The organism is Enterococcus sp. GPZ-007 (assembly GCF_059374735.1).
Map to the genome: position 1 here is coordinate 46,754 of NZ_JCAFYN010000012.1, position 26,714 is coordinate 73,467.

Annotated in this window: 25 protein-coding genes and 1 other annotated feature; of the genes, 21 read left to right on the forward strand and 4 right to left on the reverse strand. The window is 40.7% G+C overall.

The annotated features are described in order from the left end of the window. Positions 1-35 precede the first annotated feature (35 nt). From AC4J95_RS08405 to AC4J95_RS08420, 4 genes are all read right to left on the reverse strand, one after another. Positions 36-323, reverse strand: coding sequence for a hypothetical protein (locus AC4J95_RS08405; protein ID WP_494549485.1), 288 nt, complete (start codon positions 321-323; stop codon positions 36-38). Between the two features lie 79 nt (positions 324-402). After that, a complete protein-coding gene (locus tag AC4J95_RS08410; RefSeq protein ID WP_316403052.1) occupies positions 403-1,065 on the reverse strand; it encodes a methionine ABC transporter permease in 663 nt (220 codons plus the stop codon). Then, positions 1,065-2,078 carry a methionine ABC transporter ATP-binding protein gene (locus AC4J95_RS08415; RefSeq protein WP_494549486.1) on the reverse strand — a complete coding sequence of 338 codons (1,014 nt, stop codon included), beginning with the start codon at positions 2,076-2,078 and terminating at the stop codon, positions 1,065-1,067. The genes AC4J95_RS08410 and AC4J95_RS08415 overlap by 1 nt, the downstream gene beginning before the upstream one ends. Before the next feature lie 18 nt (positions 2,079-2,096). Beyond that, positions 2,097-2,921, reverse strand: coding sequence for a MetQ/NlpA family ABC transporter substrate-binding protein (locus AC4J95_RS08420; RefSeq protein WP_494549487.1), 825 nt, complete (start codon positions 2,919-2,921; stop codon positions 2,097-2,099). Between the two features lie 102 nt (positions 2,922-3,023). Next, positions 3,024-3,256 (reverse strand) — a binding site (T-box leader). Between the two features lie 185 nt (positions 3,257-3,441). On the opposite strand from AC4J95_RS08420, the gene AC4J95_RS08425 reads away from it, so the two are divergent. The 21 genes from AC4J95_RS08425 to AC4J95_RS08525 all read left to right on the forward strand — a co-directional run bounded on the left by AC4J95_RS08425 (position 3,442) and on the right by AC4J95_RS08525 (position 26,587). Next, the gene (locus AC4J95_RS08425; protein ID WP_494549488.1) at positions 3,442-4,509 is read left to right on the forward strand and encodes an iron-containing alcohol dehydrogenase family protein; all 1,068 of its coding nucleotides are present in this window, start codon (positions 3,442-3,444) and stop codon (positions 4,507-4,509) included. Positions 4,510-5,584: 1,075 nt separating this feature from the next. After that, positions 5,585-6,433 carry a ParA family protein gene (locus AC4J95_RS08430; RefSeq protein ID WP_494549489.1) on the forward strand — a complete coding sequence of 283 codons (849 nt, stop codon included), beginning with the start codon at positions 5,585-5,587 and terminating at the stop codon, positions 6,431-6,433. Positions 6,434-6,445: 12 nt separating this feature from the next. Next, positions 6,446-6,985, forward strand: a complete 540-nt coding sequence (locus AC4J95_RS08435) for a hypothetical protein (protein ID WP_494549490.1) — start codon at positions 6,446-6,448, stop codon at positions 6,983-6,985. A gap of 652 nt (positions 6,986-7,637) precedes the next feature. After that, on the forward strand, positions 7,638-8,723 hold the full coding sequence (locus AC4J95_RS08440) for a replication initiator protein A (protein ID WP_494549491.1): 1,086 nt from the start codon (positions 7,638-7,640) through the stop codon (positions 8,721-8,723). Positions 8,724-8,778: 55 nt separating this feature from the next. Further along, positions 8,779-10,302, forward strand: coding sequence for a chloride channel protein (locus AC4J95_RS08445; RefSeq protein ID WP_494549492.1), 1,524 nt, complete (start codon positions 8,779-8,781; stop codon positions 10,300-10,302). Positions 10,303-10,440: 138 nt separating this feature from the next. Beyond that, positions 10,441-11,511 (forward strand): M24 family metallopeptidase, encoded by a 1,071-nt coding sequence (locus tag AC4J95_RS08450; protein WP_494549493.1) that lies wholly within the window; start codon positions 10,441-10,443, stop codon positions 11,509-11,511. Between the two features lie 134 nt (positions 11,512-11,645). Continuing rightward, positions 11,646-12,398, forward strand: a complete 753-nt coding sequence (locus AC4J95_RS08455; protein ID WP_494549494.1) for a threonine/serine exporter family protein — start codon at positions 11,646-11,648, stop codon at positions 12,396-12,398. Positions 12,399-12,431: 33 nt separating this feature from the next. Beyond that, positions 12,432-12,896 (forward strand): threonine/serine exporter family protein, encoded by a 465-nt coding sequence (locus AC4J95_RS08460; protein ID WP_494549495.1) that lies wholly within the window; start codon positions 12,432-12,434, stop codon positions 12,894-12,896. Positions 12,897-13,411: 515 nt separating this feature from the next. Further along, positions 13,412-14,488, forward strand: coding sequence for a M24 family metallopeptidase (locus AC4J95_RS08465; protein ID WP_494549496.1), 1,077 nt, complete (start codon positions 13,412-13,414; stop codon positions 14,486-14,488). A 15-nt stretch (positions 14,489-14,503) separates the two neighbouring features. Beyond that, positions 14,504-15,385, forward strand: coding sequence for a proline iminopeptidase (pepI, locus tag AC4J95_RS08470; protein WP_494549497.1), 882 nt, complete (start codon positions 14,504-14,506; stop codon positions 15,383-15,385). A gap of 24 nt (positions 15,386-15,409) precedes the next feature. Further along, entirely contained in the window at positions 15,410-16,771 is a 1,362-nt protein-coding gene (locus AC4J95_RS08475; RefSeq protein WP_494549523.1) for a peptide MFS transporter, read from the forward strand. Positions 16,772-17,312: 541 nt separating this feature from the next. Beyond that, positions 17,313-18,602, forward strand: coding sequence for a proline reductase-associated electron transfer protein PrdC (prdC, locus tag AC4J95_RS08480; protein ID WP_494549498.1), 1,290 nt, complete (start codon positions 17,313-17,315; stop codon positions 18,600-18,602). A gap of 27 nt (positions 18,603-18,629) precedes the next feature. Then, the gene (prdA, locus tag AC4J95_RS08485; RefSeq protein ID WP_494549499.1) at positions 18,630-20,528 is read left to right on the forward strand and encodes a D-proline reductase (dithiol) proprotein PrdA; all 1,899 of its coding nucleotides are present in this window, start codon (positions 18,630-18,632) and stop codon (positions 20,526-20,528) included. Between the two features lie 11 nt (positions 20,529-20,539). Further along, positions 20,540-20,845, forward strand: a complete 306-nt coding sequence (locus AC4J95_RS08490; protein WP_016178903.1) for a CBO2463/CBO2479 domain-containing protein — start codon at positions 20,540-20,542, stop codon at positions 20,843-20,845. A 3-nt stretch (positions 20,846-20,848) separates the two neighbouring features. After that, positions 20,849-21,301 (forward strand): glycine/sarcosine/betaine reductase selenoprotein B family protein, encoded by a 453-nt coding sequence (locus AC4J95_RS08495; protein ID WP_206920116.1) that lies wholly within the window; start codon positions 20,849-20,851, stop codon positions 21,299-21,301. A 27-nt stretch (positions 21,302-21,328) separates the two neighbouring features. Then, entirely contained in the window at positions 21,329-21,574 is a 246-nt protein-coding gene (locus AC4J95_RS08500; protein WP_196805502.1) for a hypothetical protein, read from the forward strand. Positions 21,575-21,590: 16 nt separating this feature from the next. Then, positions 21,591-22,328: a proline reductase cluster protein PrdD gene (gene prdD, locus AC4J95_RS08505; RefSeq protein ID WP_494549500.1), complete on the forward strand. Its 738-nt coding sequence runs from the start codon at positions 21,591-21,593 to the stop codon at positions 22,326-22,328. Positions 22,329-22,355: 27 nt separating this feature from the next. After that, entirely contained in the window at positions 22,356-22,835 is a 480-nt protein-coding gene (locus AC4J95_RS08510) for a glycine/sarcosine/betaine reductase component B subunit (protein WP_494549501.1), read from the forward strand. 68 nt (positions 22,836-22,903) lie between these two features. After that, positions 22,904-23,920 carry a proline racemase family protein gene (locus AC4J95_RS08515; protein WP_316403033.1) on the forward strand — a complete coding sequence of 339 codons (1,017 nt, stop codon included), beginning with the start codon at positions 22,904-22,906 and terminating at the stop codon, positions 23,918-23,920. Positions 23,921-23,938: 18 nt separating this feature from the next. Next, positions 23,939-24,823: a TSUP family transporter gene (locus AC4J95_RS08520; protein ID WP_494549502.1), complete on the forward strand. Its 885-nt coding sequence runs from the start codon at positions 23,939-23,941 to the stop codon at positions 24,821-24,823. A 273-nt stretch (positions 24,824-25,096) separates the two neighbouring features. Beyond that, positions 25,097-26,587: a PucR family transcriptional regulator ligand-binding domain-containing protein gene (locus AC4J95_RS08525; protein ID WP_494549503.1), complete on the forward strand. Its 1,491-nt coding sequence runs from the start codon at positions 25,097-25,099 to the stop codon at positions 26,585-26,587. Positions 26,588-26,714 lie beyond the last annotated feature (127 nt).

Consider the following 26,714-nt stretch of genomic DNA (forward strand, 5'->3'; position numbering starts at 1 on the left):
ATTCAATCTAGTTTTTAAAACTAGATGAAAAACTTTTAACCTAAAACAATCCCCTGTTTGATCAATTTATAGCCAAAAACCAGCTCTTCTTCGACAAAAATCTCTGCGTCCTTGGCTTCATTCAGTACCTTGATCAGCTGTTTTAGTGTTAAACGTTCCCTCTGCTGCTTTGTCAAAATTATTCTATCCGCTTCTACCTTAACGGCTAAATGATTCGTCTGCTTGTCCCCATCATTGACAAAAACATACATATAAGAAGACAATTTTTTCAGCTCTCCAGTCGCATCCACTTGTATTGCGGTCAATAGATCCTTGGCTTTCAACTACCTCACCTCCAGCTTTATTATAGCAAAAAGAAAACGATGAATCGGGCTGAAACACTCCCCGATTCATCGTTTTCCCTTAACTTCGATCTAAACTTTTGGCGATCGTATTGCCTAATGACTGGACGATCTGAACTAATACAATCAGCAGGATGATCGTCGTATACATCACTGCCGGCTCGTTGCGCAAAAAACCATACTGATAAGCAATACTGCCTAGCCCGCCGGCACCGACTAGACCCGCCATCGCTGTCGCACCGATCAAACCGATCATAGCGATCGTCAACCCGCGAATAATTCCGCCCCGTGCCTCTCTCAACAACACACTGCGAATAATATGAAAATGACTGATCCCCATTGCTTGATACGCCTCGATCACGCCGCCATCGACTTCTAAAAGTGACGTTTCCACCAAACGAGCTAAATAGGGTGCCGTATAAATGATCAGCGGCAGCAGGACCCCCTGCACGCCGATCGTCGTCCCCATAATTAATTTGGTTAATGGCAAAATCAAGAATAATAAAATGATAAATGGCAACGAACGCAGCACATTGATGACACTATTTAAGATTGAATAGAGGGGAAGATTACTATTCAAACCGCCTGGTCGAGCAATGACTAGCAGCACGCCCAACGGTATTCCGATAATAATCGACAAGCCTAAAGCTACACACACCATTACCAGTGTCTGCCCCAACCCTTCAAGCACGACAGTCCCCCATTGATTCCAAAATTCGCTCATTACACAACCCCCTCAACAATAATCCCTTGGCTTTGAATATAGTCCTTCGCCGCCTGAAAATCAGCATCTGTTCCGCCATCAAACTGGACTAATAGCTGTCCATGACGCTTTTCCTTCAAATACCCGATATTGCCGCTGAGAATATTCGGACTCAAAGGAAAATCCTTTGCGACCTTCGCCAAAATCGGCTCCGTCGCTTCCTCTCCGATAAATTGCAGCTGCACGAGGCGTCCGCTGCCCTTATACGCCGCTAAAACCTCTTCTGGGACGTTGTAACCGTCATTTGCGCCAATGAATCGCTTCGTCGTTTCCTCTTCAGGACGAGTAAACAGATCGATGACAGGTCCTACCTCTACGACCCTGCCATCCTCCATCACGGCCACCCGATCACAGATCCGCTGTACCACATCGATCTCATGAGTAATCAGAAAAATCGTGATTCCCAGCTCTTGATTGATCTTGGTCAATAAAGTCAAAATCGATTCCGTTGTTTCCGGGTCTAAGGCACTGGTAGCTTCATCCGACAATAAAATCTCCGGTTCATGAGCCAAAGCTCGGGCAATCGCTACCCGCTGCCGCTGCCCACCAGACAATTGCGCTGGATAATTGTCCTTACGATCCGTCAGACCCACCAAATCCAAATAGCGATCTACCCGTTCTGCGATGACCTCCTTTGGTACACCCTCCAGCTTCAGCGGTTTCGCGATATTTTCATAAACCGTCGCTGTCGACAGCAAGTTGTACCCTTGAAAAATCATCCCGATCTTACGTCTAGTTAACAATAATTCTTTTTTGTTGAGCTCGCCCAGATTTTGACCATTGATCAAAATCTGTCCTGTTGTCGGCGGCTCTAAATAGTTGATCATGCGAATCAAGGTCGATTTTCCAGCTCCAGAGTAGCCGACAACACCGAAAATCTCGCCCTTTTCGATCGTCAGACTAACCTCTTTCACCGCTTTGACACGCCGTTTCTTCTGTTGATAAACCTTCGAAACCTTTCTAAGCTCGATCATGTGAAGTCTCCCTTCTTTCTAAAATGCTGGTACAACCGAACCTTTGAATTTTTCTTCAATAAATTTTTTCGTTTCATCCGATTGGTAATATTTTTTGATCTCTTTCACGATCTTATCGTCCTTGTTTTCCGTCCGAACGGCAAACACATTGTAATTAGGGTTATCCTTTAATGGTTCATGATAGATCGCATCATCGTTGATTGTTAGGCCAGCTCCAAAGGCAAAGTTCGTATTGATTGCCGCGGCCGCCAATTCTCCCAACTGAGAAGGAATCTGTGACGCCTCTAGCTCAACAATCTCGATATCCTTAGGGTTCTCAGCAATATCATTTTTCGTTGCTTTGACTTCCACTCCATCCTTCAGTTTCAAAACACCCGCTTCTTCTAACAATTTCAGCGCCCGGTACTCGTTTGTTGGATCATTCGGCACACCAACCTTGTCACCCTTTTGAAGTTTACCTAAATCCGAAACTTTTTTAGAGTAAACCCCTAATGGGAAAGCCACTGTTTTAAAGGCTGATTCAATCTTGTAGTCCTTATCCTTCACCTGCTGCTCTAAAAAAGAGAGAGTTTGATAGCTGTTTCCATCCAAATCTCCATCACTTAATGCAGTATTAGGTGTGTTGTAGTCATCAAAGCTCTTGATGTTGATCTCCAGTCCATCTTTTTTCGCCTGTTTGGCAACCTCCTCCAAAATTTCCTGATGAGGCCCAGACGTGGCACCGATCGTTACCTTTTTCTCATCTAAGGGTTGCGCTTCGCCTTTTGTTCCGCAGCCAGCCAAGACTCCGCTCACCGCTAACGCCGCTATACTTAATAAAATTCCTTTACCTAATTTTTTCATCATCATTTCCTCCTAATTTGTCTTTATCCCTGTTTCAAAATTTCGTTTTTTACAATTTGCTAGCAAAGAAAAAAGCCCGCCCTCCTCCCACACTATGTGCAGGAAAAGGACGAGCTTACTCGCGATACCACCTTCATTTGCAACAGCCTCACAGCTATTGCCTCAACAAGTACAATCATACTTGAGCGTTGTTAACGAGCGCTGCCCCGTCACTGCCTACTTATCGGCAATGCCATTCAGAGACCATTTTCTAAATTCTTCCGCATATCCGCTCTCACCTACCCGGACTCTCTTTGATGCTTCGTCATTTATACTTTTCTCTTCATCACGTTTCTTTGTCTAACAAATTGTTAAATCGTATCTTACAGGTCAAAATAAAAACTGTCAACACTTTTTTATCATCAAAAACACAGTTGACTTTCATTTTTACAAAGCATAAACTAGTTGAAATCTCACCTATCAAATCAAGTATGTTTTCCTGAGAAAACTTGTTTCTCAATATAAAAAGGAGTTGAACCGAATGGACATCACTACTGAAGTACGCCCTGGCGCCAATCGCTACGCCAGCGGGGAGAATATTCTACAAAATTTACCTAGCTACTTAGCTGGCTTCAAAAAAATCGCCGTTATTACAGGTGAAAAATCATCCGAAGCCTTCAAAAAGTATTATCGCAAAGAGCTCCACTACCCCACTTATCAATACGATGGCAGCTCTAGCCACGAAAATGCTGTAGAATTGGCCAATAAAATCGGTCAAACCGAGCTGATTCTTGCCATCGGCGGCGGACGCGTCATCGACACTGCCAAGATGACTGCTGAAGAGCTGAATGCTGAATTGATGGTTATCCCGACACTGATCTCTAACTGTGCACCCTTCACCCCGATCGTGGCGGTTTATCATCCGAATCGGACCTTCAAAGCGATGGGCTTTATGAAACGGGCCCCCTTTTTAACCCTCGTTGATTCGACATTTCTACTGCAAACACCAAGAGATTACTTCGTTGCTGGAATCGGTGATACTTTAGCTAAATGGTACGAGATCGAAGGAATCACCCGCAATCTGCCAGAGGATGAGAAATCAGCCTATGTCCGCCTTGGAATCGCTAGTGCTAAAGCCATTCAAGAACTTCTTCTGAAGGATGCGATCCCAGCTATTGAGAGCTTGGAGAAAAACAACCCTACACCTGCCTTCAACCGTGTTACTGATACGATCATCGGTTTAGCAGGAGAAACAGGCGGGTTTGCTGCCTCTTATGGACGTTCTGCAGGTGCCCATGCCATTCATGATGGCCTCTCCTATTTGGAAGATACCCATGACCAGCTTCATGGAATGAAGGTTGCTTATGGTATTTTAGTCCAATTAGCCTATACAAAGGATCTGGATGAAATAGAGAAGCTTAAAGGCTTTTATCGTTCTGCTGGCTTACCTTTGAAGTTAAGAGAACTGAACGTTTTCGATACCTCAAAGGAAGCCCTTTTGCCTGTAATCAACCATGCCGCTTCCGCTAACGAAACCTTTAATATGGTTGACCCTAATATCACCGCCGATCAAATCTATCGAGCAATTCAAACTGTAGAGTTTTCATAAAGTTTACTTTAAAGCCATTGAGGTATACCTCAATGGCTTATTTTATTGCAGTAAACTTCAGTTTTCAACAATATTAAGTTTACTTTATTATAGTTCAATTTGATATCTCTAAAAATATAGTTTACCTCAAATAGAATTGTATTATCAGACTTTTTAATTAAAGTAAACTTTTTAAATAAAGATAAAAGAAGATAAATAAAGTAAACCTTATATAACTGGGATTCAGTTTACTTTATTTATATAAGGTCTACCTTAATTAAAAAAATCCGGTTTACTTCAAACATTTATCGAAAATACTGCTACACACCAGTATTTTCAATTTAAGTTTACTTTATTTAGCAAATTAGTTAATTCAACGGTTTACTTTATATAAGTCAAATGGAGTAAACTTCAAAATAAATAGGGTTTACCTTTTTTTAAAAGAGTTTACCTCATTATCATATTCTCAGGTAAACCTTAAATATCCGAATTGCAGTTTACTTTTACAAATAGGTAAACCTTATTCTATTCTATTAAAGTTTACTTTTTAATTCATATAAAAGTTTACTCTTGACAGATGGTTAAAATAAGTTTACCTCAATTTAATAGTTTTTTTGCGGTTTACTTTTTTGATATAGGTAAACTTCAATTTAAACCATTTACAGTACACTTTAATTTAATTGGTTTACTTTATTTGAAATAATGAACAATATACAGTTTACTTTGATCGGATTTAAAGTTTACCTACGTATCATTAAGGTATACTTTTTATATATAAGAATATTGATATATAAGCTTTTTTATATTTATTAAGTATACTTTAAATACTATTGAGTAAACTTTATTGTTATTTGAAGTCTACTTAATTAAAATTTTATAGTATACTTCAAATAAATTAAAGTACACCGTATATAAGTAAATAGAGTGTACCTTAAATACCTAATTAAAGTATACTTCATTTTAAATGATTAAGGTAAACTTTTATACTTAAAGCATTTATAGTTTACCCTATAACTAACAATTGTAGTAAACCTTATTGATATTTCAAAGGCTTTATAGTAAACTTTAATTGAGAAATTATGATTGGAGAATTTTTATGCCAAAAAAAGCAGAGACATATGTAGTAGGAAATTTTAAGGGCGGCGTCGGCAAATCCACCACCGTTCAGATGCTTTCATTCGAGAGTGCGTTTCGTAAGAATCGTAAAACGCTAGTTATCGATTTGGACCCTCAAGGAAATACGAGTGACGTTTTATCATTAACTGCAGAAAATTTTGGAAATGATACTTTACCAGATGATTTTAATAAGACAATTTGGGAAGCCGTTCGGTCGGGAGACATTCAGTCATCCATTTATCAGATCATGCCTAATTTAGATCTGATCCCAGCAAATATTTCTTTCTCTGATTTTCCAGATTATATGATTGAAAAATATCCTGGCGATAAATTGTCTCAATTTAAATATATGGAAGAATTGATCGAACCACTGAAGAGCATTTACGATGTGATCTATATTGACGTTCCACCGACGATCAGTACTTATTCAAATGCAGCCATGTATGTAGCAGAATATGTCATCGTCATTTTGCAAACACAGGTGAAATCCTTAAAAGGAGCCCAAAACTACATTGACTACATGAATTTCTTCATTGAACAATATGAAACAGATCTGGAAGTTGTCGGTATTGTTCCATTCATGATGCAGAAACGGGATTCGGTTGACCAAGAGATTTATACCGCAGCAAGGGAAATCTACGGTGCCCATCTTTTGGATACTGTGGTACTGAATCAGAGCCGTTTAAAACGCTACGATGGGTCGGGAATTACCTATGAAATCAACAAAAACGGCAAAGTTGAGCAATGGGACAAGCGCGCACACGAGGTTTTCGTTAATATTTTGGACGAAATTGATGAACATCGCCTCATATTAAGCGGTGAAGAGTAGGGGAGACGTTAAATGGCGAAAAAAATGAAGCTAGATTCGCTTTTGACGGCGAACAAAAAAAATAAAGGCATTGAAAAAATGTCCGAGTATTCCAATCAAGACAAAGAGGAAAAGAAGCCCAGCTCTCAGGACCTCCTAGCTAAGAGAACCCTTAGCCCAGAAACGGATTTTCGGCGTTCCTCATTCCAAGAGGAAACCAGGCAATTAAATGAACGAAGCCAAATGCAGACGACTCCTTCTCAGCAGCAAGAAAGTGGCGCAGGAAAGCGGGGGAGAAAGAGACAATATAAAGACCCTCGTTATAAGGCGCTTGAAATGCAGAAAATCTCTGCTCGGACGAAGATTCGTCTACAAAACTTGATCAATGCGAAGTTTGATGACTATACTCCGGATAGAATGATCGACTTCTTATATGATTTTTATATTGAAAAGGGGCTGTCCAGAGACGACAGAAGTTTCTTAAATCAGCTTGAAGAAGCCTCCATGGAGGAGTATAAAGAGAAGCCAAAATACCAAAAATTATTCAAAGAATTAGAAAACGATGAGAAATAGACGCAAAAAAAGTAAACCGTAATGCTAGTTGTATTCTGCATTACGGTTTACTTTTTTTAAAGTTATCTGATATTTAAGTTTACCTTTATTAAGGTTAATTGTTTATAAAAGTTTACTTTTTGACGAAAGAGCTTCTCTTGATTGCCTTCTGTGGATAACTAATGAACTCCTTATCCACATTACTTTTTATCCACATTCTCACTTAAGATGGGAGCCGCTATTACTTTAATTGGGGTTTACCAAAATTACTTTTACATCATTTAATAAAGTAAACCAAAATTGTTTTTATATCAATAATATAGTAAACCTTAATTGCTTTTGTAAACATTAAAAAAGTTTACCCTAAAAAAAGATGGTTGGGAATCGCTTTACAATAGGCTTTTAATCCATTATTCTATACATGTAGAAAAAAACGAAAAAAAGAGTTTAAAGATTTGGCGATCTTTAAACTCAAAGGTTTGAGCTAATTTTGGCGAATTAGCCTGTCACATTTAGATAAACAATTAAGGGTTAGAAAAATTGGCGTTTGCCTAACCTTCTATTAAGTATACCATATTTTGGCTACTTTCTCAATCATATATCTTGTGACAGCGAGCATTCCTTTAAAAACTTTCGTAACTAACTTTGAGAGTGAACAAGGAGGTTTTTTGTCGTGTCCACAAATTTAGATAACATCATGACAGCAGCAAATTTACCCAACGGAAATTATCTTCCGATTGATTTGAATTTAATTAATAATCCACAGTATGAAAATCTTTCCATTGAGGCCATGATGCTTCACGCGTTATATACAATGCGAATGACCTGCAGTATCTATAATTCCCAAAAAGATGGCAGCTGGCTTGATGAAGCTGGGCTTCCTTATATTTATTTTTCTAATGAAGAAGCTGCAGATTTATTGCGTGTATCAGAGAGAAAAGTGACTAATTTAAAAACTAGTTTAGTTCAAGCTGGGCTAATCCAGGTTCTTCGTCATGGACTGAAGAATTATCGGATCTATGTTTCCAATCCCAAAGCTCCAGAAGAGGGGATCGTTGTAAAATTAGCATTCAAAAATCATACCAGCAGCAAAACGTTAGCCCCTGTGGAAAACAAGTCTCCAGAAAAACCAATGGAGTTATCCACTGTGGATAGAGAAGCAGAATCTGCGTCTGCGAACGCGCAAGATTTGCTTACAAGTACACAAAAACATTTAGCAAAACAAACCACAAGAGCAACAAATGTAACAGAACAGCTACCCAAAACCGTTGCTAATTCGCAGAAACAAAGTTTGATTGACGGTTTAAGTGCCCGCTATGCTCATTTATTGCCGCAACAAGCCTTTCAACGCTTTTTACCGTTTTGTGAAGGCGATTATCAAAAAGCTCGTTGGTTTGTTGATACGATTTTTAAAGCAAAATATGCTAGTACCCAGCAATACATTCAAGCTGGTTTACCCGCTGAGGCAGAGGTATTGACCTTTGAGCATAATGAGTACTTCAAGAACGATATTGCCGATGCGATTGCTAAAGCCATCGAACAAATGTATCGCTATAAGACAGTCAAAAATCCAGAGGGCTTTTTCTTTACCTTCATGCGAGGCTTCTTCAGCGAAAAAACGCGGCAATACTTAGTTGACCATTATCAATTGACGCCAGAACTGCAACAAACGCTTTCATGTGTTCAACTGACGATTCAGCGGAAAAAAACGCGACAAAAGCCTATAAAATCGCAAAAATTCGCTAAAAATGTCTCCTAAGAACCAAAACCTTTGTTATAATGTAGCGGAGTCTATCTAGAGAAAGGTTAATTATATGAATAAGTTTAAACTATCATTTTTTGGCTACAGTGGCCTTTTAGGTCTAGCTGTTGGAGTCATTGTAGCCTTATTTATGGGATTGGCGGAGCTAGGCCATCATCTCATTTGGCAAACACTGCCTAGAGCAGTTGGGGATCCACGGTTTTATCCACTGATTGTCTGTACGATCGGCGGAGTAGCGATCGGCTTTTTTGTGAAAGCTTTTGGCCGGTATCCCCGAACGTTGCAGGAATCGTTTACGGAGTATCAAGAAACACAACGAATCGACTATCATGATGGAAAATTAGTGCGAAATCTGCTGGGCTCTTTACTCGTTTTGTTTTTCGGAGCGAGCTTAGGTCCAGAGGCAGCTCTAGTGGCGATCATCGGCGGTCTAGTAACCTACGTGGCTGATCGAAGGAAGATTGCTGAGGATCAACGAGCCGATCTAGTGGAATTCAGTGTCGGCACCTCACTGGGTGTAATCTTCATGACACCACTATTCGGTGTGGGACGTTCAGTTGAACGCGATGATTGGCAAGTTGTGACGGAAAGTAAGCTCAAGAAATACGTTTTATATATTTTTACGACGTTTACTGGTTTTATTGGTTATCTCTTAACGTACAGTCTTTTTCCGAACCAAGAACAGGTCTTTGCGATTCGCAGGATGGAAAGCAGCTTTACTTGGCAGGGACTTTTGCTGGTCATTCCGATGATTATATTAGGAGCGCTTTTCGGGAAATTTTTCTTAGTTTTAGAAGAAAGAGGCGAAAAGCTGAATCAGCGAATTCGAAATCCATTGCCTTTGGCTGTCTTGGCAGGGATCATTCTCGGTACATTAGGAACAATTTCGCCGTATTTCCTATTTTCCGGCGAACATAATTTATTGTCCTTTACGCGTCAAGCAGAAACGATGAGCTTTTTCATCCTGCTGCTGATTGGATTTGGTAAAGTGGCGATCACGATGATTTGTTTGGCCTGCAACTGGCGGGGCGGAACGATCTTCCCAATGATCTTTGCTAGTATTGCAGTAGGTTTGGCTTTTGCGAATCTAACACCTTATTCGCCTGGCTTGTTGGTAGCTGTTTTTACAGCTAGTGCTTGTGCGGTTATTTTAAAACAGCCGTTGGCGACAGCGTGTTTATTCCTGTTATTGTTCCCAGTGGAATTATTCTTATGGATCTGGTTAGCTGGTTATTTAGGAAATCTCTTTTTACAGCGGGTTCCTTTTTTCCAAGAGGAGCAAACAATCAAATCCTTCAAGCTGCCTGAATTACCGAAGCGTTCGAAAAAGCCCGCGGTAAAAAAAGTGGAGCCAAAAGAAGCTACTAGGGATGTTTCTGAATTACGAAAAGCAGCCGATCGTAAAAAAGCTGCCAACACGGAATCTCAACCGCGAGTGGTTGCGCCAAAAAAAGAAATTTTGGCTCGAAAAGAAGTTCGAAAACCGCGTGAACCAGAAAGAAAAGTTGAAATGAAAACAGAAAGACCAGCCTCTGATGCACCACGGACTCGTATGAGTCGTCATAAACGGAAGTAACCGAGTTGGGAAAAAGTTTTGTAACTTTTTCCCGGCTTTTTTGTTTTCATTTTTTTGAAAGCGTTGACCAAAGTTCGACTGACTGCTACTCTATTGATTAGAAGGCTAGAACTTCAAACAAGAAAGGAACGTGTGACAATGTTAAACGAAGCGAAGATTCGTGCGTACTTGGAAAAAGAGAAACTGGATGCTTTTTTTATTGCGAAAAGAGTAAATGTTCGTTTTACTAGCGGTTGGACAGGAGACGATTCATTCATTTTGCTCACACAAGAGGGTCAATACTTTTTGACCGATCCGCGCTATACCGAGCAGGCGGATATTGAAGTACCAGATTATGAAATTATTAATTGGCGTCTCCCTGGAAAAACGGTTGGAGATACCGTGGCACGCTTAGCTAGTGAGAAAAATATTAAAACGATCGCTTTTGAAGCAGATTATCTAACTTATGACATGTATTCGGATTTTACTTCGAAAACAAAAGCGGAATTTGTTCAAGCTGGCGGCGTGATCGATCGTATGCGAGCAATCAAATCACCAAAAGAAATCCAATATATGCGTAATGCTTGCGAAATTTCTTGCCGAGCTTTGGAGCGTTTGATGCCGGAAATCCGTGTTGGCGTAACAGAAAAAGAATTAGCCGCTAAACTTTCCTTGTACATGGTACAAGAGGGGGCTGATACACAGCCTTACGGAAATATCTTGATCTCGGGAGCGAATACGTCGCTGCTCCATGGGATTCCATCGAAAAAAGCAATTGAATATGGGGATTTTGTCTTAATGGATTTTGGCTGTCAATACGAGGGCTATATGTCTGATATGACGCGTACGGTGGTTGTCGGTAAAGCCTCTGAAAAGCAACGGGAAGTTTATGAGCTTGAAAAACAAAGTTTGGAAGCGGCGGAAGCAGTGATGAAAAATGGTGCTGCCGTAAAAGATATTTATCAAGCCTCCCTAAAACCGTTGGCAGGGACAGAGTATCCGCAATATACGTACCGGAATATTGGACACAGTATCGGCTTGTTCGTGCATGAGCTGCCATACATCGATGAACAGTATGAGGATGTATTAGAAACCGGGATGGTCATGACTATCGAACCAGGCATCTACATTCCTGACTGGGGCGGTGTACGGATTGAAGACCAAGTTTTGATCACCGATGACGGCTATGAAAATATGATCCGTATTTCTCATGATTTGATTGAATTATAATTGGGAGTTAGGCTATACTAAGACGACGACGGCAGAGGCTGTCGTCGTTTTTTAAACACGTAAACGATATAAATGATTACACAAAAAAAACGGATGAATTTGCAAAATTCAACGTAGAAAAGGGAGGGAAATTGATGAATGAACAGGATGCGTTTGATTTTGTCTATGATATTGGGGAAACACTCTTAAAAAATGGTGCGGAGATCAAACGGATTGAGACAACCATTCGCCATATCGCGGAAGCACTAGAACTGAAGGAGTTTGATAGTTTTGTTTTGATTAACGGGATTTTCATGACCGCTCGCTTGAAAAATCAAACCGTTCAGGCTCGTGTGCGGGATATCCCGATTTCACCAATCAACTTAGGACGAATCGAACAGATCAATACCTTATCTCGGCGCTTAACGGAAAAACGTTTAAGTCCTGAAGAGGCCAATGAATGGTTACAGGAAATCAAAAAGGAATCTTTTGCTTCAAATCCATTAAAAATTTTTGCCTATGCCTTTGGCAGTGCCAGTTTTTGTTTTATCTTTGGTGGAAGTTTCTGGGATACAATCGGCGCTTTTATATTAGGGGTATTATTAGCCTGCTTTTCGATGTACTTATTACCGAAATTCAACATGTCAGATATTATTTCAACGATTACCAGCAGCGGATTTGTCAGTATTCTGGCCTGTCTGTTTGTTCATTTTTTTCCAGTTCTGCAGCTGACGAGCCTAGTTACTGGCGGAATTATTTCTTTGCTTCCAGGTGTCGCAATTGTTAACGGGATTCGTTATTTATTTGATGGGGATTACAGCTCTGGCTGGGGTCAGATGATCAATGCTCTGATTACCGCTTTGTGTGTTTCTGTCGGAGTGGGTCTTGTCCTGCAACTGTTTAGTTAATTCATTTTTTATTGGAAAGGAGTGAAAGCGGTCATGTTTACGACTTTGCTTCAAATCTTGGCAGGCTTTTTAGGAACGATTTCATTTGCGATCCTGTTTGAAGTTCCTCGCCGGTATTACGTTCACTGTGGAGTGATCGGCGCATGCGGGTGGGCTATCTATTTATTGATCATGCACTTTTGGGTCGCACCGGTTGCGGCGACGTTTATTGCTTCGATGGTCTTGATCTACCTTTCACGAGAAGCCTCCTTTGCACTGAAGGCACCAGTAACCATTTTCTTGATTTGTGGGATTTTCTGTTTAGTTCCCGGAATGGGTATTTATAATTTTACTTATAATTTCTTTATTGGAGATTCCATTAAAGCGGCGCAAATTGGTGTGCAAGTATTGAAGATTGCGATTGCGATTGCTGTGGGGATCACTGTGGGGTATGAATTGTCTCCTAAATTTTTCTATTCCTATCATAAAATGCAAAAGAATAAAAATTCACTCTCGTGAATAAATACTGAAAACAGCCTTGTTGTACAACAGAGCTGTTTTTTTATTTTAATTTTCAATTAAAATAAAAAATGGGGTGTTTTAAAAAGTGTTATTGAAAATCCCTTTATTTTAATAAAAAAACAAATTCATGAGAAAAGAGTAAGGAAGAGAAATAACTGGAGAATTAATACAATTAGTAGCCATTTTTTTGAGAAATCTTCCAAATGACTGGTGATTTTGAAAAAAAGTTTAAAGAATTGTTTAAATACACCGAAAGATATAGTAAACTAGTGGAAGCGGATACCGATAAATATATTTGATTTTATTCTCTGAAAGACTTGAAATTCAAATGGATTTATGGTTATTTTAAAACTAGTGATAGGTGAATAGCTGCACAATTTTTTTGTGTTGAATTCGAACTGTTGCATAGCAGTTAATTTCCGCGGGAAAAGATTATCAACAGCTACGTGAAAGCAGAGCTGTTTTTAATAATGCCGCCAGGCAAAGAATATCAATAGAAGGAGTGAAACATTTTGAAAGAACGTCGCGTTGAAAGAGTAATTGAAAAGATGAAAGAACAAGGTTATGGCCAACTGCTAGTTTCAGATCCAACAACTATTTTCTATCTAACTGGTCGCTGGATTCATCCTGGTGAACGGTTGTTAGTATTAGTAATTACTCCAGAAAATAAAAACACATTGATCGTTAACAAATTATTCCCAATCGAAGAAGACTTGGGCGTGGAAAAAGTATTTATTGATGATACCGACGACGCTGTGAAAAAAGTACTTGAGTATGTTGATACTGACCAAAAAATTGGTGTAGATAAGAATTGGCCTGCGCATTTCTTATTGCATTTGTTAGAGCTTGTTCCAGATGCGAAATTAGGCAATGGTTCAGAAGTTACTGACGCGGTTCGTGCAATCAAAGACGAAGAAGAAAAACAATTGATGCGCGATGCACAAGCGGATAACGAGATCGCGATTGATCGTTTGAAAAAATTATTGCCAGAAGAGCTGACGGAAGCTGAGATGGCCGAAAAATTAGGTGAGATCTACAAAGAGCTAGGCAACTCAGGATTCTCATTTGATCCAATCGTAGGTTATGGCGCAAATGCGGCAGACCCTCATCACGAAACGGATGATTCAAAAGTAAAACCTGGTGACTCTGTCATCTTGGACATCGGCGGCATCAAAAATTCGTATGCTTCTGACATGACTCGTACCTTCTTCTACAAAGAGGTGTCTGACAAAGGTCGTGAAGTATATGAAATCGTTAAAGAAGCCAACCAGCGTGCTATCGACTTAGTAAAACCAGGCGTGAAACTGTCTGATATCGATGCGGCAGCTCGTGATTACATCACGGAAAAGGGCTACGGCGAATACTTTACACATCGTCTGGGTCACTTTATCGGAATTGATTGCCACGAAGCAGGCGATGTTTCAGCAGCGAACGACAATGTCGCTGAAGTAGGAAATATCTTCTCTATCGAACCAGGAATTTACATTCCAGGTGAGGTAGGTGTTCGGATCGAAGACTTAGTGATCGTCACTGAAGATGGTTGCGAAAACTTGAACCATTATCCGAAAGACTTGGAAGTAATCGGTTAGGAGGCCGCGCAGCGTATGAAAATCGAAGAAGGATATATGCCTTATCTAGGGCATCAAACTTATTATCGGATTGTTGGAGAACAAAGCGGGAATAAGAAACCATTGATTGTCATGCACGGCGGACCCGGATCAACCCATAACTATTTTGAAGTGCTTGATGAAATGGCGGTCGATGGCCGCCAGATCATCATGTATGATCAATTAGGTTGCGGGAAATCCGCGGTGCCTTCACAGCCGGAGCTTTGGACGGCGGAAACATGGGTCAATGAATTGATTGCTTTGAGAGAGCACCTAGGTTTGGACGAAGTACATTTACTAGGGCAATCTTGGGGCGGCATGTTAGAAATCATTTATGTTTGTGATTATGCACCAACAGGGATCAAGAGTATGGTACTTTCTAGTACGTTACCTTCTGCGAAACTTTGGGCACAAGAACAGCATCGGATGATCAAATTCATGTCAGAGGAAGATCAAGCTGCGATCGCAAAAGCAGAAGAAACGGGCGTTTATGACGATCCGGCTTATCTAGCGGCTAATGATCGCTTTATGGTACGCCACGCGGCGCCAGTATTCACCAAAGAAGATCCTGAACCATTGTGGCGTGAAAAAGTCGCAGGTACAGAAAGCTATGTGACGGCTTGGGGTCCGAATGAATACTCGCCGGAGGGTACTTTGCAAGGGTATGATTATACCGAAAAACTGCGTGATGTTACTATCCCAACACTTGTTACAAGCGGCACAAATGACTTATGTACACCATTAGTTGCCAAAACCATGTATGACGCGATTCCAGGAGCAAAATGGGAATTGTTTGCCAAGAGCAGACACATGCCGTTTGTTGAGGAACGTGAAAAATACATGAAACTGTTGGAAGAATGGCTAGCAGCGAACGATTAATTTTTTAAGAGAGAAGGAATGATAGTGGAAACAACTCCAGTAAAAACAAAGAAACCTTTTGGGTTTTATGTCTGTGCGCTAGGGTTCACGTTTGAACGAATGGCCTTTTACACAGCGAAATACATGTTGGCGATCTGGATCGCTACACGAACAACTGCATCAACGGGCGGGTTGGGTATGACAACGGCACAAGGTGCAATGATTTCTGCCTACTTTGTAGCGGCAACATACATCACACCAACAATTGGCGGTCTTATCGCCGACTATTGGATAAGTCCACGGATATGTGTCCCGGTAGGTATGTTGATGATGGGTGTCGGTTACTCTCTGGCCTTTTGGGCGAATTCCATGAGCATGGTAGTCGTGATGACTGTTTTAGTGGCTCTTGGAACAGGTTTGTTTAAAGGAAATCTTTCCGGGGTAAATGGGTTACTTTTTGATGATGAGAAAGCCTTAAATGAAGCCTTCTCCATTCAATATTCATTCGTAAATATCGGATCATTTATCGGAACAACATTTTTGGTATTGTTAATTCCTAAATTCGGCTTTAACTTTGTATTCTTGATTTGTGGACTATTACTAATTTTTGATGCAATTTGGTTTGTTGCAAATGGTCGCGCTTTGGGCGATGCAGGGAAAAAACCATTTAAAGTTGACCAACGTAAATTCGATTCAGCTGGGAAAAAAGCAGATGGTGCGGATACGAAGTTAACTTCTGGCGACAAAAAACGGATGGTTGCAATTTTCTTAGTAACAATGTTCTCTGTAATCTTTTGGATGGTTTGGTATATGGCTTATATGCCAGCGTACTACTACTTCGGTTATGGTGATGGCGCTGGATTCTTAGAGCGTGCGAACTGGGTAGTGGGCAGCTTCAAAGTACCAACTTCTTATTTTGACTCGATGAATGCCTTGACTTGTATTATCTTAGGTCCGATCTTAGGCCGCTTATGGACAAAACTAGCTGCTCGTCCTAAGGGTGATATGAGTATGTTTAAGAAAACAGCATTGGGTATGATGCTAGTAGGTGTTTCTTACCTTGCAATGGTATTAGGCGATATGGTTGGTAACGGACATGCAAGTATCTTGTGGTTAGTCCTTGTCAGCTTATTGATGTCAGTCGGCGAAATGGTCTTCTCTCCATTAGGGAACTCCTTCATTTCAAAATTGGCACCAGCTAAATTCATGGGAATGCTGTTAGGTTTCTGGACGATTGCAGTATTCTTCTCACAATTGCTCTATCCAATCATTTACGCTCGATTAGAAACAGATGTACCGGGCGATTTCCAAATGGGCTACGGTGTTCTAGGAGCAATTGTTATCGTGCTTGGATTAGTATTATGGTTTGGTAGTAAAACATTGGATAAACTAGAATCAGCTGAATAATTTATCGATTACGCTCTTGCCTCAATGAGGTGAGAGCTTTTTTGTGCAAAATAATGCAAAAACCACAAAAGTCAAATAGCTGAGGATTATTGTTAGCTATTTCTAATGTGATTGATTTTACATATGAATGTAGCTGAAATATTCAGCAAAATTTTATAAAGGGATGCTAGACATGGCGATGCCAGATAAAAAACAAGCGTTAATAAAATAACGGTTATAATTATAAGCGAAATTCGTGAAATAACTAATGTATTTTGCCGGAAAGACTGGATATACCTTTACTTGTCGACAGTCTACAATTGCTTGGAATATTGTGAAATTAGTGTTTGTAAACGATTTTAATTTATCTTATGAGTTTGATGAAGATTTAATTAGAAAACTCAAAAAATTATACTATTTACAAAGAATTTTGTCAGAAAATATCAAAATAATCGGAAAACTACCTTTTACATGGAAGGTGATTGTGCTATGATTTACATGAACTACGGGTGGCTGATTTGCTCAAGTTCGAACAAACGAAGAAGCAAGGAGGTGAAACAATTTGACACAAATTCTTATACCATTAAAACAACATGTCGGCGCTCCTTGTAAAGGGATCGTGAAGGCGGGTGATCAAGTCCAACGTGGACAATTGATCGCAGAACCAAATGGTTTAGGTGCAAATATCCATGCTAGTTTTTCCGGCAAAGTAGTGGATGTAGATGGCGATAATATTGTACTTGTGATTGATGAAGAACAAGACTTTTCTAGCTATCTACCGATCCCAGAAACAGATTCGTATGCAAAAGCTGTTGAAGCTGCGGGAATCGTTGGTGCTGGCGGTGCTGGTTTTCCAACGTTTTTGAAATTAGCTTGTGATATTCCAGAAGGAACATTTATTGCAAACGGAGCGGAATGTGAAGCGTTGCTAGCTCATAACGTGAAACAAATGAGTGAGCACATTGATCAACTAATCCGAGGCATGAAGTATTGTATGGAAATGACTAACGCTCCTAAAGGTGTAATTGCTGTAAAAGGGAAACACCGTATGTTAGTCACACGTTTACTAAAGGCAGTGGACAATGAACCGACGCTCGACGTCTATCAATTGCCGGATATCTATCCAGCAGGGGATGAGCGTATGATCGTTCGTGAAGTAATGGACATTGTTTTAGAACCAGGCCAGCTTCCAACAGAAGTAGGTGCCGTGATTGATAACGTTGAAACGATCAAACGAATCGCAGAAGCGATTGAAGATCGCAAACCGTTTATTGATAAGGATGTGACCGTTTCTGGTCGTGTAAAACAAAAAGAAACAGTATTCGTGGATGTACCAATTGGAACACCAGTCAAAACGTTGATTAACAATGTGGGCGGATATGTCGAGCCTCATGGTGAAATCGTGATTGGCGGACCAATGACGGGAAGAAGCGGTGATGAAATGACACCAATCACTAAAACAAGTGGTGGCGTGCTAGTCGCTATGCCATTCCCGCAAGAAAGCCGTAAAGTCGGTCTGTTGATCTGCGAATGTGGCGGATCTGCTGAACGCATGACCGAGATCGCTAACAACATGGGCGCAGAAGTTGTCGCTGCAGAACGCTGCAAGCGAATGGTAGAAGTAAATGGAAGATATAGATGTGCCCTGCCAGGTATTTGTCCGGGTCAAGCTGCAACTGTGATGTCCTTGAAGAAACAAGGAGCAGAAGTAGTGATGACTGGGTCCTGTTCCGATTGAACGAACACCGTTATGGGTGTAGCTCCTAGGTTAGGAGTTCCGGTTTATCATCATACAGATCATGTGCTGCGGGCAGATGGGCATAGACTATATCGTCGATTACCTACAAATTAATTTTAAAAAATTAGGAGGAATTAACGAATGTCTATTACAGCAGAAACTGCTAAAGAACATGCCAAAGACCCTGCCGTATTATGCTGCCGCGCGGAAGCAGGCAAAGTAATCGCACCAGATGATTTAGAAGATCCAGCGATCTTCCCAGATTTAGAGGATTCAGGTTTATTAGAATTGCCTGAAGCAACGTTAACAATCGAACAAGTACTTGGTACAACACTGAAAGAAACAACGGATGCGTTGGTTCCATTAACAAAAGAATTATTAGATGGTGTTTCTGAAGACACTGAAGAAGTTGCGGAAGAGGAAGCTCCTGTTGAAGAAGCGGCTCCAGCGTCCGTAGCTCCTATTGCTCCGGTAGCACCAGTTGCGCCAGTTGGCGGACAAACAATCAAAATCCATATCGCGGAAGGTCGTGGAATTGATTTAGAAGTTCCTATGGCTATCGCAGGTCAAATGGGCGTTGCTCCAGTAGCCCCTGCGGCTCCAACTGCAGCAGCTCCAGCGCCAGAAGCACCAGTGGCGGCTGCGGCTCCTGAAGCGAAAGTAGAAGAAAAAGTTGTTCGCTCGGTTCGTCGTGATCACATGAAGATCGAAAAGGTGACATTTGGCGACGAAACGAAGATTGAAGGCACAACATTAGTTCTACGTAAAATGGAAGATATGTGTGCAGAAGCAGCAGAACTAGAAGAACTAGTTGAAAGTGTTACTTTTGAAATCATTACACCAGATAAATACAACGAATATAGTGAAACGATCATGGACGTACAACCTATCGCTGCCAAAATGGATGGCGCAGATATCGGCCATGGCGTTACTCGTGTGTTAGATGGCGTTGTTATGGTTCTTACAGGAACAGATGCCAATGGTGTACAAATCGGTGAATTCGGTTCATCTGAAGGCGAATTAGACCGCAACATCATGTGGGGACGTCCTGGGGCACCAGATAAAGGCGAAATCTTCATTAAAACACAAGTAACAATCAAAGAAGGCGCGAATATGGAACGTCCTGGACCATTAGCCGCTCATAAAGCATCTGACTACATTACACAAGAAATTCGCGAAGCAGTGAAAAAAGCGGACGAATCTTTAGTTGTAGAACAGGATGAAATCGTACAAAAACGCCGGATTGGTAACAAACGTGTGATCGTCGTTAAAGAGATCATGGGTCAAGGTGCAATGCACGATAACTTGATCATGCCAATCGAACCAGTTGGAACACTAGGTGCAAAACCTAACGTTGACCTTGGAAACTTGCCGATTATTTTGGCACCAACTGAAGTATTAGATGGCGGGATCCATGCATTAACATGTATTGGACCAGCATCAAAAGAAACTTCTCGTCACTATTGGAGAGAACCATTAGTACGTGAAGCGATGGAAGACGAAGAAATTGATTTAGTCGGTGTGATGTTTGTCGGTTCTCCACAAGCAAATACTGAAAAATATTATGTTTCTAAACGTTTAGGTATGACAATCGAAGCAATGGATGTTGATGGCGCAATCGTTACAACTGAAGGATTTGGTAATAACCATATCGACTTTGCTTCACATATCGAAGAAATTGGTAAACGCGGCATTAAAGTTGTCGGAGACTCTTATTCAGCTGTGCAAGGTGCATTAGTTGTTGGGAATCCAGAGATGATTGCAATGGTTGATAACAACAAATCAATGCAAGGAATCGAAAATGAAATCCTATCAAACAATACCCTTTGTAAAGAAGACGCAATTCGTGATCTAGCTATGTTGAAGACCTTGATGGGCGGCGGCACAATCAAAGCTGCTGAACGTAAATGGAATCCAAACGTAAAAGCCAACAACATCGAGATCATCGAAAAAACAACAGGCAAGAAGATTGACCTAGTGGATAACGAACAAGTCTTACCTAAGAGTAAAAAACGCCAAGAAATTTACGAAGTAGAATAAGGTGAAGCAAAATGGATGGAATGAATAAACTCAAATACATTTCGACGGAACAGATGTTTGAAGGCATCATCGTTGAACTTCACGATGCCAGCGTGACGATCGACTTAAAAGGTCGCTTAGGTCAGCTTAAAATCCCCCGTCGAATGATCATTTCTGAGTACAATCTTGAAATTGGTCAAGAAGTTGGGTTTTTAATGAGCTATCCAGAAGTTTTGGCAGAAGAGCCAGATGAGCATTATAAGACGGCTATTTATGAACATGAACGTCGTCGAGCCGAAGCCAGAAGAAAACGTGAAGAAGCAGGAGAGGAGAATTAACACATGGGCTTAACAGTCTTTGAAGGGTTACAGTCAGAAATTTTTGTGCCGATTACGCCAAAATCTGTCTTTACCCCTGTGAAAAAAGAGCTTAAAGAAATGCGCGTGGCGTTAGCAACAGCAGCCGGCGTACACTTAAAAACAGATAAACGGTTTAACTTAGCGGGTGATACATCATTCCGCGAAGTACCAGATACTTCAGCAACAGATGACTTAATGGTTTCGCATGGTGGTTACGATAACGCGGATGCAAACCGTGACATCAATGCGATGTTCCCATTAGATCGTCTACATGAACTAGCTGCAGAAGGTTTCATCAAAGAATCTGCACCTGTTCACTACGCATTTATGGGTGGTGGTGGGGACCAAGACGCATTCCACGATGTAACTGGTCCTGCAATCGCACAAAAATTAGTAGAAGAAGAAGTCGACGCTGTTATTTTAACCGCTGGCTGAGGAACCTGTCATAGAACTGCCGTGATCGTGCAGAGAGCTATTGAGGAAGCGGGAATTCCTACTATTTTAATCGCCGCATTACCACCAGTTGTACGCCAAAACGGAACTCCACGTGCCGTTGCGCCGCGTGTACCAATGGGTGCCAATGCAGGTGAACCACATAACATTGAAATGCAAACAGGTATCATGAAGGATACCTTAGAAGCACTAGTATCAATCGAAACGCCAGGGAAAATTGTTCCTTTACCATATGAATACATTGCCCACGTCTAAAAAGTAGGTGTGAATAATGCGAGGCGAAACTTTAAAGATCAAAGTTTTTCACATGGAAGAGGTTTCCGTTGGGAATGGCTTTCATGTCAAACCAAATCAGTTACAGATTGATCAAGACTTTGACTGCAAGGACGCCGCTATTCAGAAGCTGACGATTCGATTGCTCCCACCGCATCAGCATGACGTTGAAACCAACACCATTATGGATGTCATTCCGATTTCTACGAAGGTGTTGGGTGCGCTGGGTACAGGGATCACGCATACACTTACCGGGGTTTCAGTCGTTATGACTGGGGCTATTGAGGATGGAGAACAAATGCATGAATTTGGCTCTTCAGAAGGTGTTTTGCGTGATCATTTAGTATTGAATCGAGCAGGGACGCCTAACGCCGAAGACTACATTATTTTAGTGGATCTTTTAGCGAAAAAGGGGACTCCTTTTAATCGTGAGCTCAGTTTGAAAATGTTTGCCATCGTGGATGAATTTATCCAAGAAATTCGCGAAAAATTAAAGATGCTGGAAGGAAAAGATGCCTGTGAAACCCATGTCTACGAAGATCAGGTTAATCCAGGCAAGCCAAAAGTTGCCTTAGTCAAACAGGTGGCGGGTCAGGGAGCGATGTATGATATGCTGCTCTATCCTAATGAACCCAGCGGCTTCAAGGGTGGTTGTTCGATCATCGATATGAACAATATGCCGGTCTTTTTAACAGCAAATGAATATCGCGATGGAGCAATTCGTTCCATGGTTTAACGTAAATAATGGATAGGTGGTGGCGTTATGGGAATTGGCCCATCAACCAAGGAAACATCACTGCATCATTTCCAAGATCCACTTGTTGATCTTCTTGGTAAGGATCCAGACATTGACTTTCAAGGAGTCGTTGTCGTGGGAACACCGCAAAGCAACGCTATGAAGTACCTCGTTGGGCAGCGAACCGCTGCATGGTTGGAAGGAATGCGCACAAATGGTGTGATTGCTTCAACCGATGGATGGGGAAATTCAGACGTGGACTTCGCGAACACCTTAGAAGAAATTGGTCGCCGAGATATTAGCGTGATCGGACTCAAGTTCATTGGTACACAAGCAAAGTTTGTTGTGGAAAATGACTTTACCAAGCACGTTTTGGATTTTAATAAATCGGAAGCGGGTGTTGAGACGGAGGTAGTTGGTGAAAATACTATCAATCACCAGGATGCAGTAAAAGCGCTTGCGTCAATCAAATTAAAAATGCGAAAAGATAATCAAGAAATACGTTAAGAAAAGTTTCTTAGGTACTCAAATAAAGAAAGAACTATTTTTTAAGTAGGCAACAAGGGAGGATAATCATGAAAGTATCAAAAATGATCTCAGCGATCGACACACATACAGCAGGTGAAGCTGCACGTCTAATCATCGGCGGAATTCCAAAATTCCCAGGTGAAACAATGGCTGACAAGAGAGCTTATTTAGAAACGGAAGCAGATGACTTGCGTAGAATGTTGATGCTGGAACCACGTGGGCACCGTGATATGTTTGGCGCCTTCATTACTGAACCCGTTCACAAAGAAGCTGATTATGGCATTATCTTCATGGATTCAGGCGGTTATTTAAATATGTGTGGACACAACACGATCGCAGCGATGACATCTGCCGTTGAGCAAGGCTGGGTAGAAGTTAAAGAAGGCGAACGTGAAGTAAAAGTTGTTCAAGACACACCAGCGGGAATTGTACGCGGGACAGTACATTTGGATGAAGACTATTCAGCAGAATCCGTTTCATTCGAAAACGTGGAATCATTCCTTTATAAAGAAAATGTAACGGTCAATGTTCCTGAAATCGGTGAATTGACAATGGATATTTCCTTTGGTGGAAGCTTTTTCGCAATCTTACCGGCAGCGTCTATTAACTTAGAAATTAAACCGGAAAATGCTTCGAAGTTCAATGAATTAGGAATGATCATTCGTGATGCAGTGAACGAGCAGATCGAGATTCAACATCCGACATTGGAACACATCAAGACCGTTGACCTTGTTGAGTTCTATGGTCCTGCAACAAGTCCAGATGCAACGTACCAAAATGTCGTTGTCTTTGGTGATGGACAAGTAGACCGTTCTCCTTGTGGAACAGGGACAAGTGCGAAGCTTGCGACGTTATATGGCAAGGGTGAAATGAAAGTTGGAGACACTTTTGTGTATGAAAGCATTTTGTGCACGAAATTTAAAGGTGAAATTGTTGAAGAAGCAGAGGTTGGAGGATACAAAGCCATCATTCCTCGGGTATCAGGTTCTGCTTATGTCACTGGATACAACTCATTCTTAGTTGATCCGAAAGATTCCTTGAAGGATGGATTCCTTTTAGGGTAAAGATGAAGGAGGGGTAATATGGTAACAGTATTATTAGCGATTTATGTTGGTTTAATGTTGCTGCATGCAGTTAATATGGGTGTTGATACAGTCAAACATAAGGATGATTTGGGTAGTGGTAACTGGTTTGTTTCTGGGATTATTGGATTTGTTACTGACTTTTTAGATACATTAGGTATCGGAAGTTTCGCACCAACAACCTTACTTTTAAATGTAACGAAACAATTAAGTTCTGACCGTTTACTACCAGGAACATTAAACGTAGGACACGGAATTCCTGTGTTAGTTGAAGCATTTATTTTTACTCAAGTTGTAGATGTTTCACCGGTAACTTTATTCGCTTTGGTTGGGGCTGCAACAATAGGTGCTTTTATTGGTTCTAAATTTGTTACAGGATTGCCAGAGAAGAAGGTTCAATTGTGGATGGGCTGGGCCTTAATCCTGACAGCAGTTTTGATGTTTGCTCGTCAACAAGGCTGGATCGATATCTTGGGTGCTGACAATACTGCTACAGCATTGACAGGGATCAAATTAGTGATTGGTGTTGTGATTAACTTTATCCTAGGCGCTTTGATGACGATCGGTGTTGGCTTATATGCACCATGTATGGCGTTAGTATACATGTTAGGTTTAAGCCCGCTTGTTGCTTTCCCTGTAATGATGGGTTCTTGTGCCGGCTTAATGCCAGTCGCAAGTATCAACTTTGTTAAAACGGGTGATTACGCACGTAAAGTTAGTTTGGCTATTACAGTCGGTGGGATTATCGGAGTATACATTGCTGCGAAATTTGTCACTGGATTAGACTTGAATGTGCTTACGTACATTATCATTGTAGTAATCATTATTACTGGTGTGATGTATATTCGCAAGAGTATGAAACCAGCAGAAGCTGCGGCAGAATAGAAAACATGGTTAATAAAACTACCTGCTCCTATATTGGGCGGGTAGTTTTTTGTATAAAAGGAAATATAACAAAGTAGATATTCGAACAATTTACTCAATAGTAAAATTTATAACCACGATAATCTGGAAGCGTGCTATGGTCAATTTATCGGGTACTTCTTGAATGAAATCTAATTTAAAAGAACGACTCTAACAAATGCTTAAGAATCAAATGATATTTCTTTCATTTTTTGATAGAATGATTCAAACGCTTTCGTGAATGGGGGAATACTATTGAATGTTCAGGATATATTGAGATTGTCTTCCATGAAGGGAGCAAAGATAATCGCCGGTGCGTCTCAAAGTCAGCGTTTGGTCACTACGATTTCGGTTTTAGAGGTCTCTGAGCCGAAGTTGTATAGTGGAATGCCGATTAAGGGGGAATACTCTGGAAATGAGTTGGTTCTGACCTCCTTTGCTCAAATCGCCAACGAAGTCGACAAGCAACTGGAAATTATTTCGATTCTTCATCAACATAGTCAGCTAGGCATTATCTTATATTACGTTGGGTTGATCCTGCCGGAGGTTTCCGAAAAGGTGATTGCTAAGATGAATGAATTGGAGATGGTTTTGATTTTGATGCCGGTCAATCGCATGGATTTGAGATACAGTGAAGTGATTTCTGAAGCCTTGACTTATATCAGTAAAGAAGAGGTGGAGCTTGATCCTCAGCAGGAGGTTTTACTTGAAACAATTCGACAATTGCCGGCGCCAAATCAGATTGAAACAGGCTTGAGTATTTTATCCGACCAATTTAAATGCAGCCTATTTATTAAAAGTCGAGAAAATGAGGTTTTGCTATCTAAAGCTTGGCCGCGAAGTCTCGATCAGAATTTGAGAGAGATTATTGCCAGCAAGCAGGAGAAAGAGACTAAGAAAAATGTACCTGTAAAACTCAATCAAAATTACTATTTTCAGACAGATATTCAGTTAGTACTATCGTCCTTAGAGCATCCTTACTATTTATCGATTTTTAGAAGAGAGCCGTTGGCAGAAAAGCAAATAGACGGGATACGAATCGTTATTGAAAAGACAATCAAGTACTTTGGGGAAGATCAGCTGCTGAATACAGGACAACAATTTTTTTCTGCCTGCCAAACAGGAGACTTTCATACAGCGACATTATTGGCACAAAAGGAAGGTGTTGACGTCAGTCAGCCGTTAAAATTGTATTGTATGCAAAAAGGCGTACCTAAAAAGGGGAGAGCTACCTATATAAAGCATGGTATCTATTATCAGGAAAAGGATCTGGAGTGGGTAATCAGCAACTCTCTAAGTACATCGATCACAACGCTTTTTCCAACCTATGATTCTGAACTGGACTACTTTTTTCTTGGTCGCGAGTTTTTAGGGCTGTCCTCGGTTTTTGAACAGCTATCCTTTATCGCGGATCAGATTGAAGAGAGTAAAAAAGTCTTCCCGCGAAAAAAATGTTTCTTTCCGGAAGAATTGTATTTACTAAAAGACGTGACGCGGGAAACAGAATCAATTTTTTTAGCGTCCTATTTGGAGGAGGAATTAATCGAAACGTTAGCAGTTTTCTTTTTAGACTGCGATGAGAATATTAATGATACAGCGAGCCAGCTTTTTTTGCATAATAATACGATTAAGTATCGGTTGAAACGAGCACAAGAGCACTTAGGGATGTCTTTTTCTCATACTGCTTCCCGTTATTTGCTGATTAAAAATCTTATTTATTATCGAAAATACTTGAATAAAGACTGATAGAAAGCCGCGTTTGTCATTATCGACAAAACGGCTTATTCTATTTTGTCAGATTAACATAGTCAGAGATTTCTCATTTAGCTATAATGATAAAATATTTATTGTCAGAATATTCAGAAACGAGGGT

What these genes read in the sequence shown, in the direction of transcription:
- AC4J95_RS08410 (WP_316403052.1), bottom strand. Translation starts at nt 1,065, where the DNA reads ATGAGCGAATTTTGGAATCAATGGGGGACTGTCGTGCTTGAAGGGTTG.
- AC4J95_RS08415 (WP_494549486.1), bottom strand. Translation starts at nt 2,078, where the DNA reads ATGATCGAGCTTAGAAAGGTTTCGAAGGTTTATCAACAGAAGAAACGG.
- AC4J95_RS08420 (WP_494549487.1), bottom strand. Translation starts at nt 2,921, where the DNA reads ATGAAAAAATTAGGTAAAGGAATTTTATTAAGTATAGCGGCGTTAGCG.
- AC4J95_RS08425 (WP_494549488.1), top strand. Translation starts at nt 3,442, where the DNA reads ATGGACATCACTACTGAAGTACGCCCTGGCGCCAATCGCTACGCCAGC.
- AC4J95_RS08430 (WP_494549489.1), top strand. Translation starts at nt 5,585, where the DNA reads ATGCCAAAAAAAGCAGAGACATATGTAGTAGGAAATTTTAAGGGCGGC.
- AC4J95_RS08435 (WP_494549490.1), top strand. Translation starts at nt 6,446, where the DNA reads ATGGCGAAAAAAATGAAGCTAGATTCGCTTTTGACGGCGAACAAAAAA.
- AC4J95_RS08445 (WP_494549492.1), top strand. Translation starts at nt 8,779, where the DNA reads ATGAATAAGTTTAAACTATCATTTTTTGGCTACAGTGGCCTTTTAGGT.
- AC4J95_RS08450 (WP_494549493.1), top strand. Translation starts at nt 10,441, where the DNA reads ATGTTAAACGAAGCGAAGATTCGTGCGTACTTGGAAAAAGAGAAACTG.
- AC4J95_RS08455 (WP_494549494.1), top strand. Translation starts at nt 11,646, where the DNA reads ATGAATGAACAGGATGCGTTTGATTTTGTCTATGATATTGGGGAAACA.
- AC4J95_RS08460 (WP_494549495.1), top strand. Translation starts at nt 12,432, where the DNA reads ATGTTTACGACTTTGCTTCAAATCTTGGCAGGCTTTTTAGGAACGATT.
- pepI (WP_494549497.1), top strand. Translation starts at nt 14,504, where the DNA reads ATGAAAATCGAAGAAGGATATATGCCTTATCTAGGGCATCAAACTTAT.
- prdA (WP_494549499.1), top strand. Translation starts at nt 18,630, where the DNA reads ATGTCTATTACAGCAGAAACTGCTAAAGAACATGCCAAAGACCCTGCC.
- AC4J95_RS08490 (WP_016178903.1), top strand. Translation starts at nt 20,540, where the DNA reads ATGGATGGAATGAATAAACTCAAATACATTTCGACGGAACAGATGTTT.
- AC4J95_RS08495 (WP_206920116.1), top strand. Translation starts at nt 20,849, where the DNA reads ATGGGCTTAACAGTCTTTGAAGGGTTACAGTCAGAAATTTTTGTGCCG.
- prdD (WP_494549500.1), top strand. Translation starts at nt 21,591, where the DNA reads ATGCGAGGCGAAACTTTAAAGATCAAAGTTTTTCACATGGAAGAGGTT.
- AC4J95_RS08510 (WP_494549501.1), top strand. Translation starts at nt 22,356, where the DNA reads ATGGGAATTGGCCCATCAACCAAGGAAACATCACTGCATCATTTCCAA.
- AC4J95_RS08515 (WP_316403033.1), top strand. Translation starts at nt 22,904, where the DNA reads ATGAAAGTATCAAAAATGATCTCAGCGATCGACACACATACAGCAGGT.
- AC4J95_RS08520 (WP_494549502.1), top strand. Translation starts at nt 23,939, where the DNA reads ATGGTAACAGTATTATTAGCGATTTATGTTGGTTTAATGTTGCTGCAT.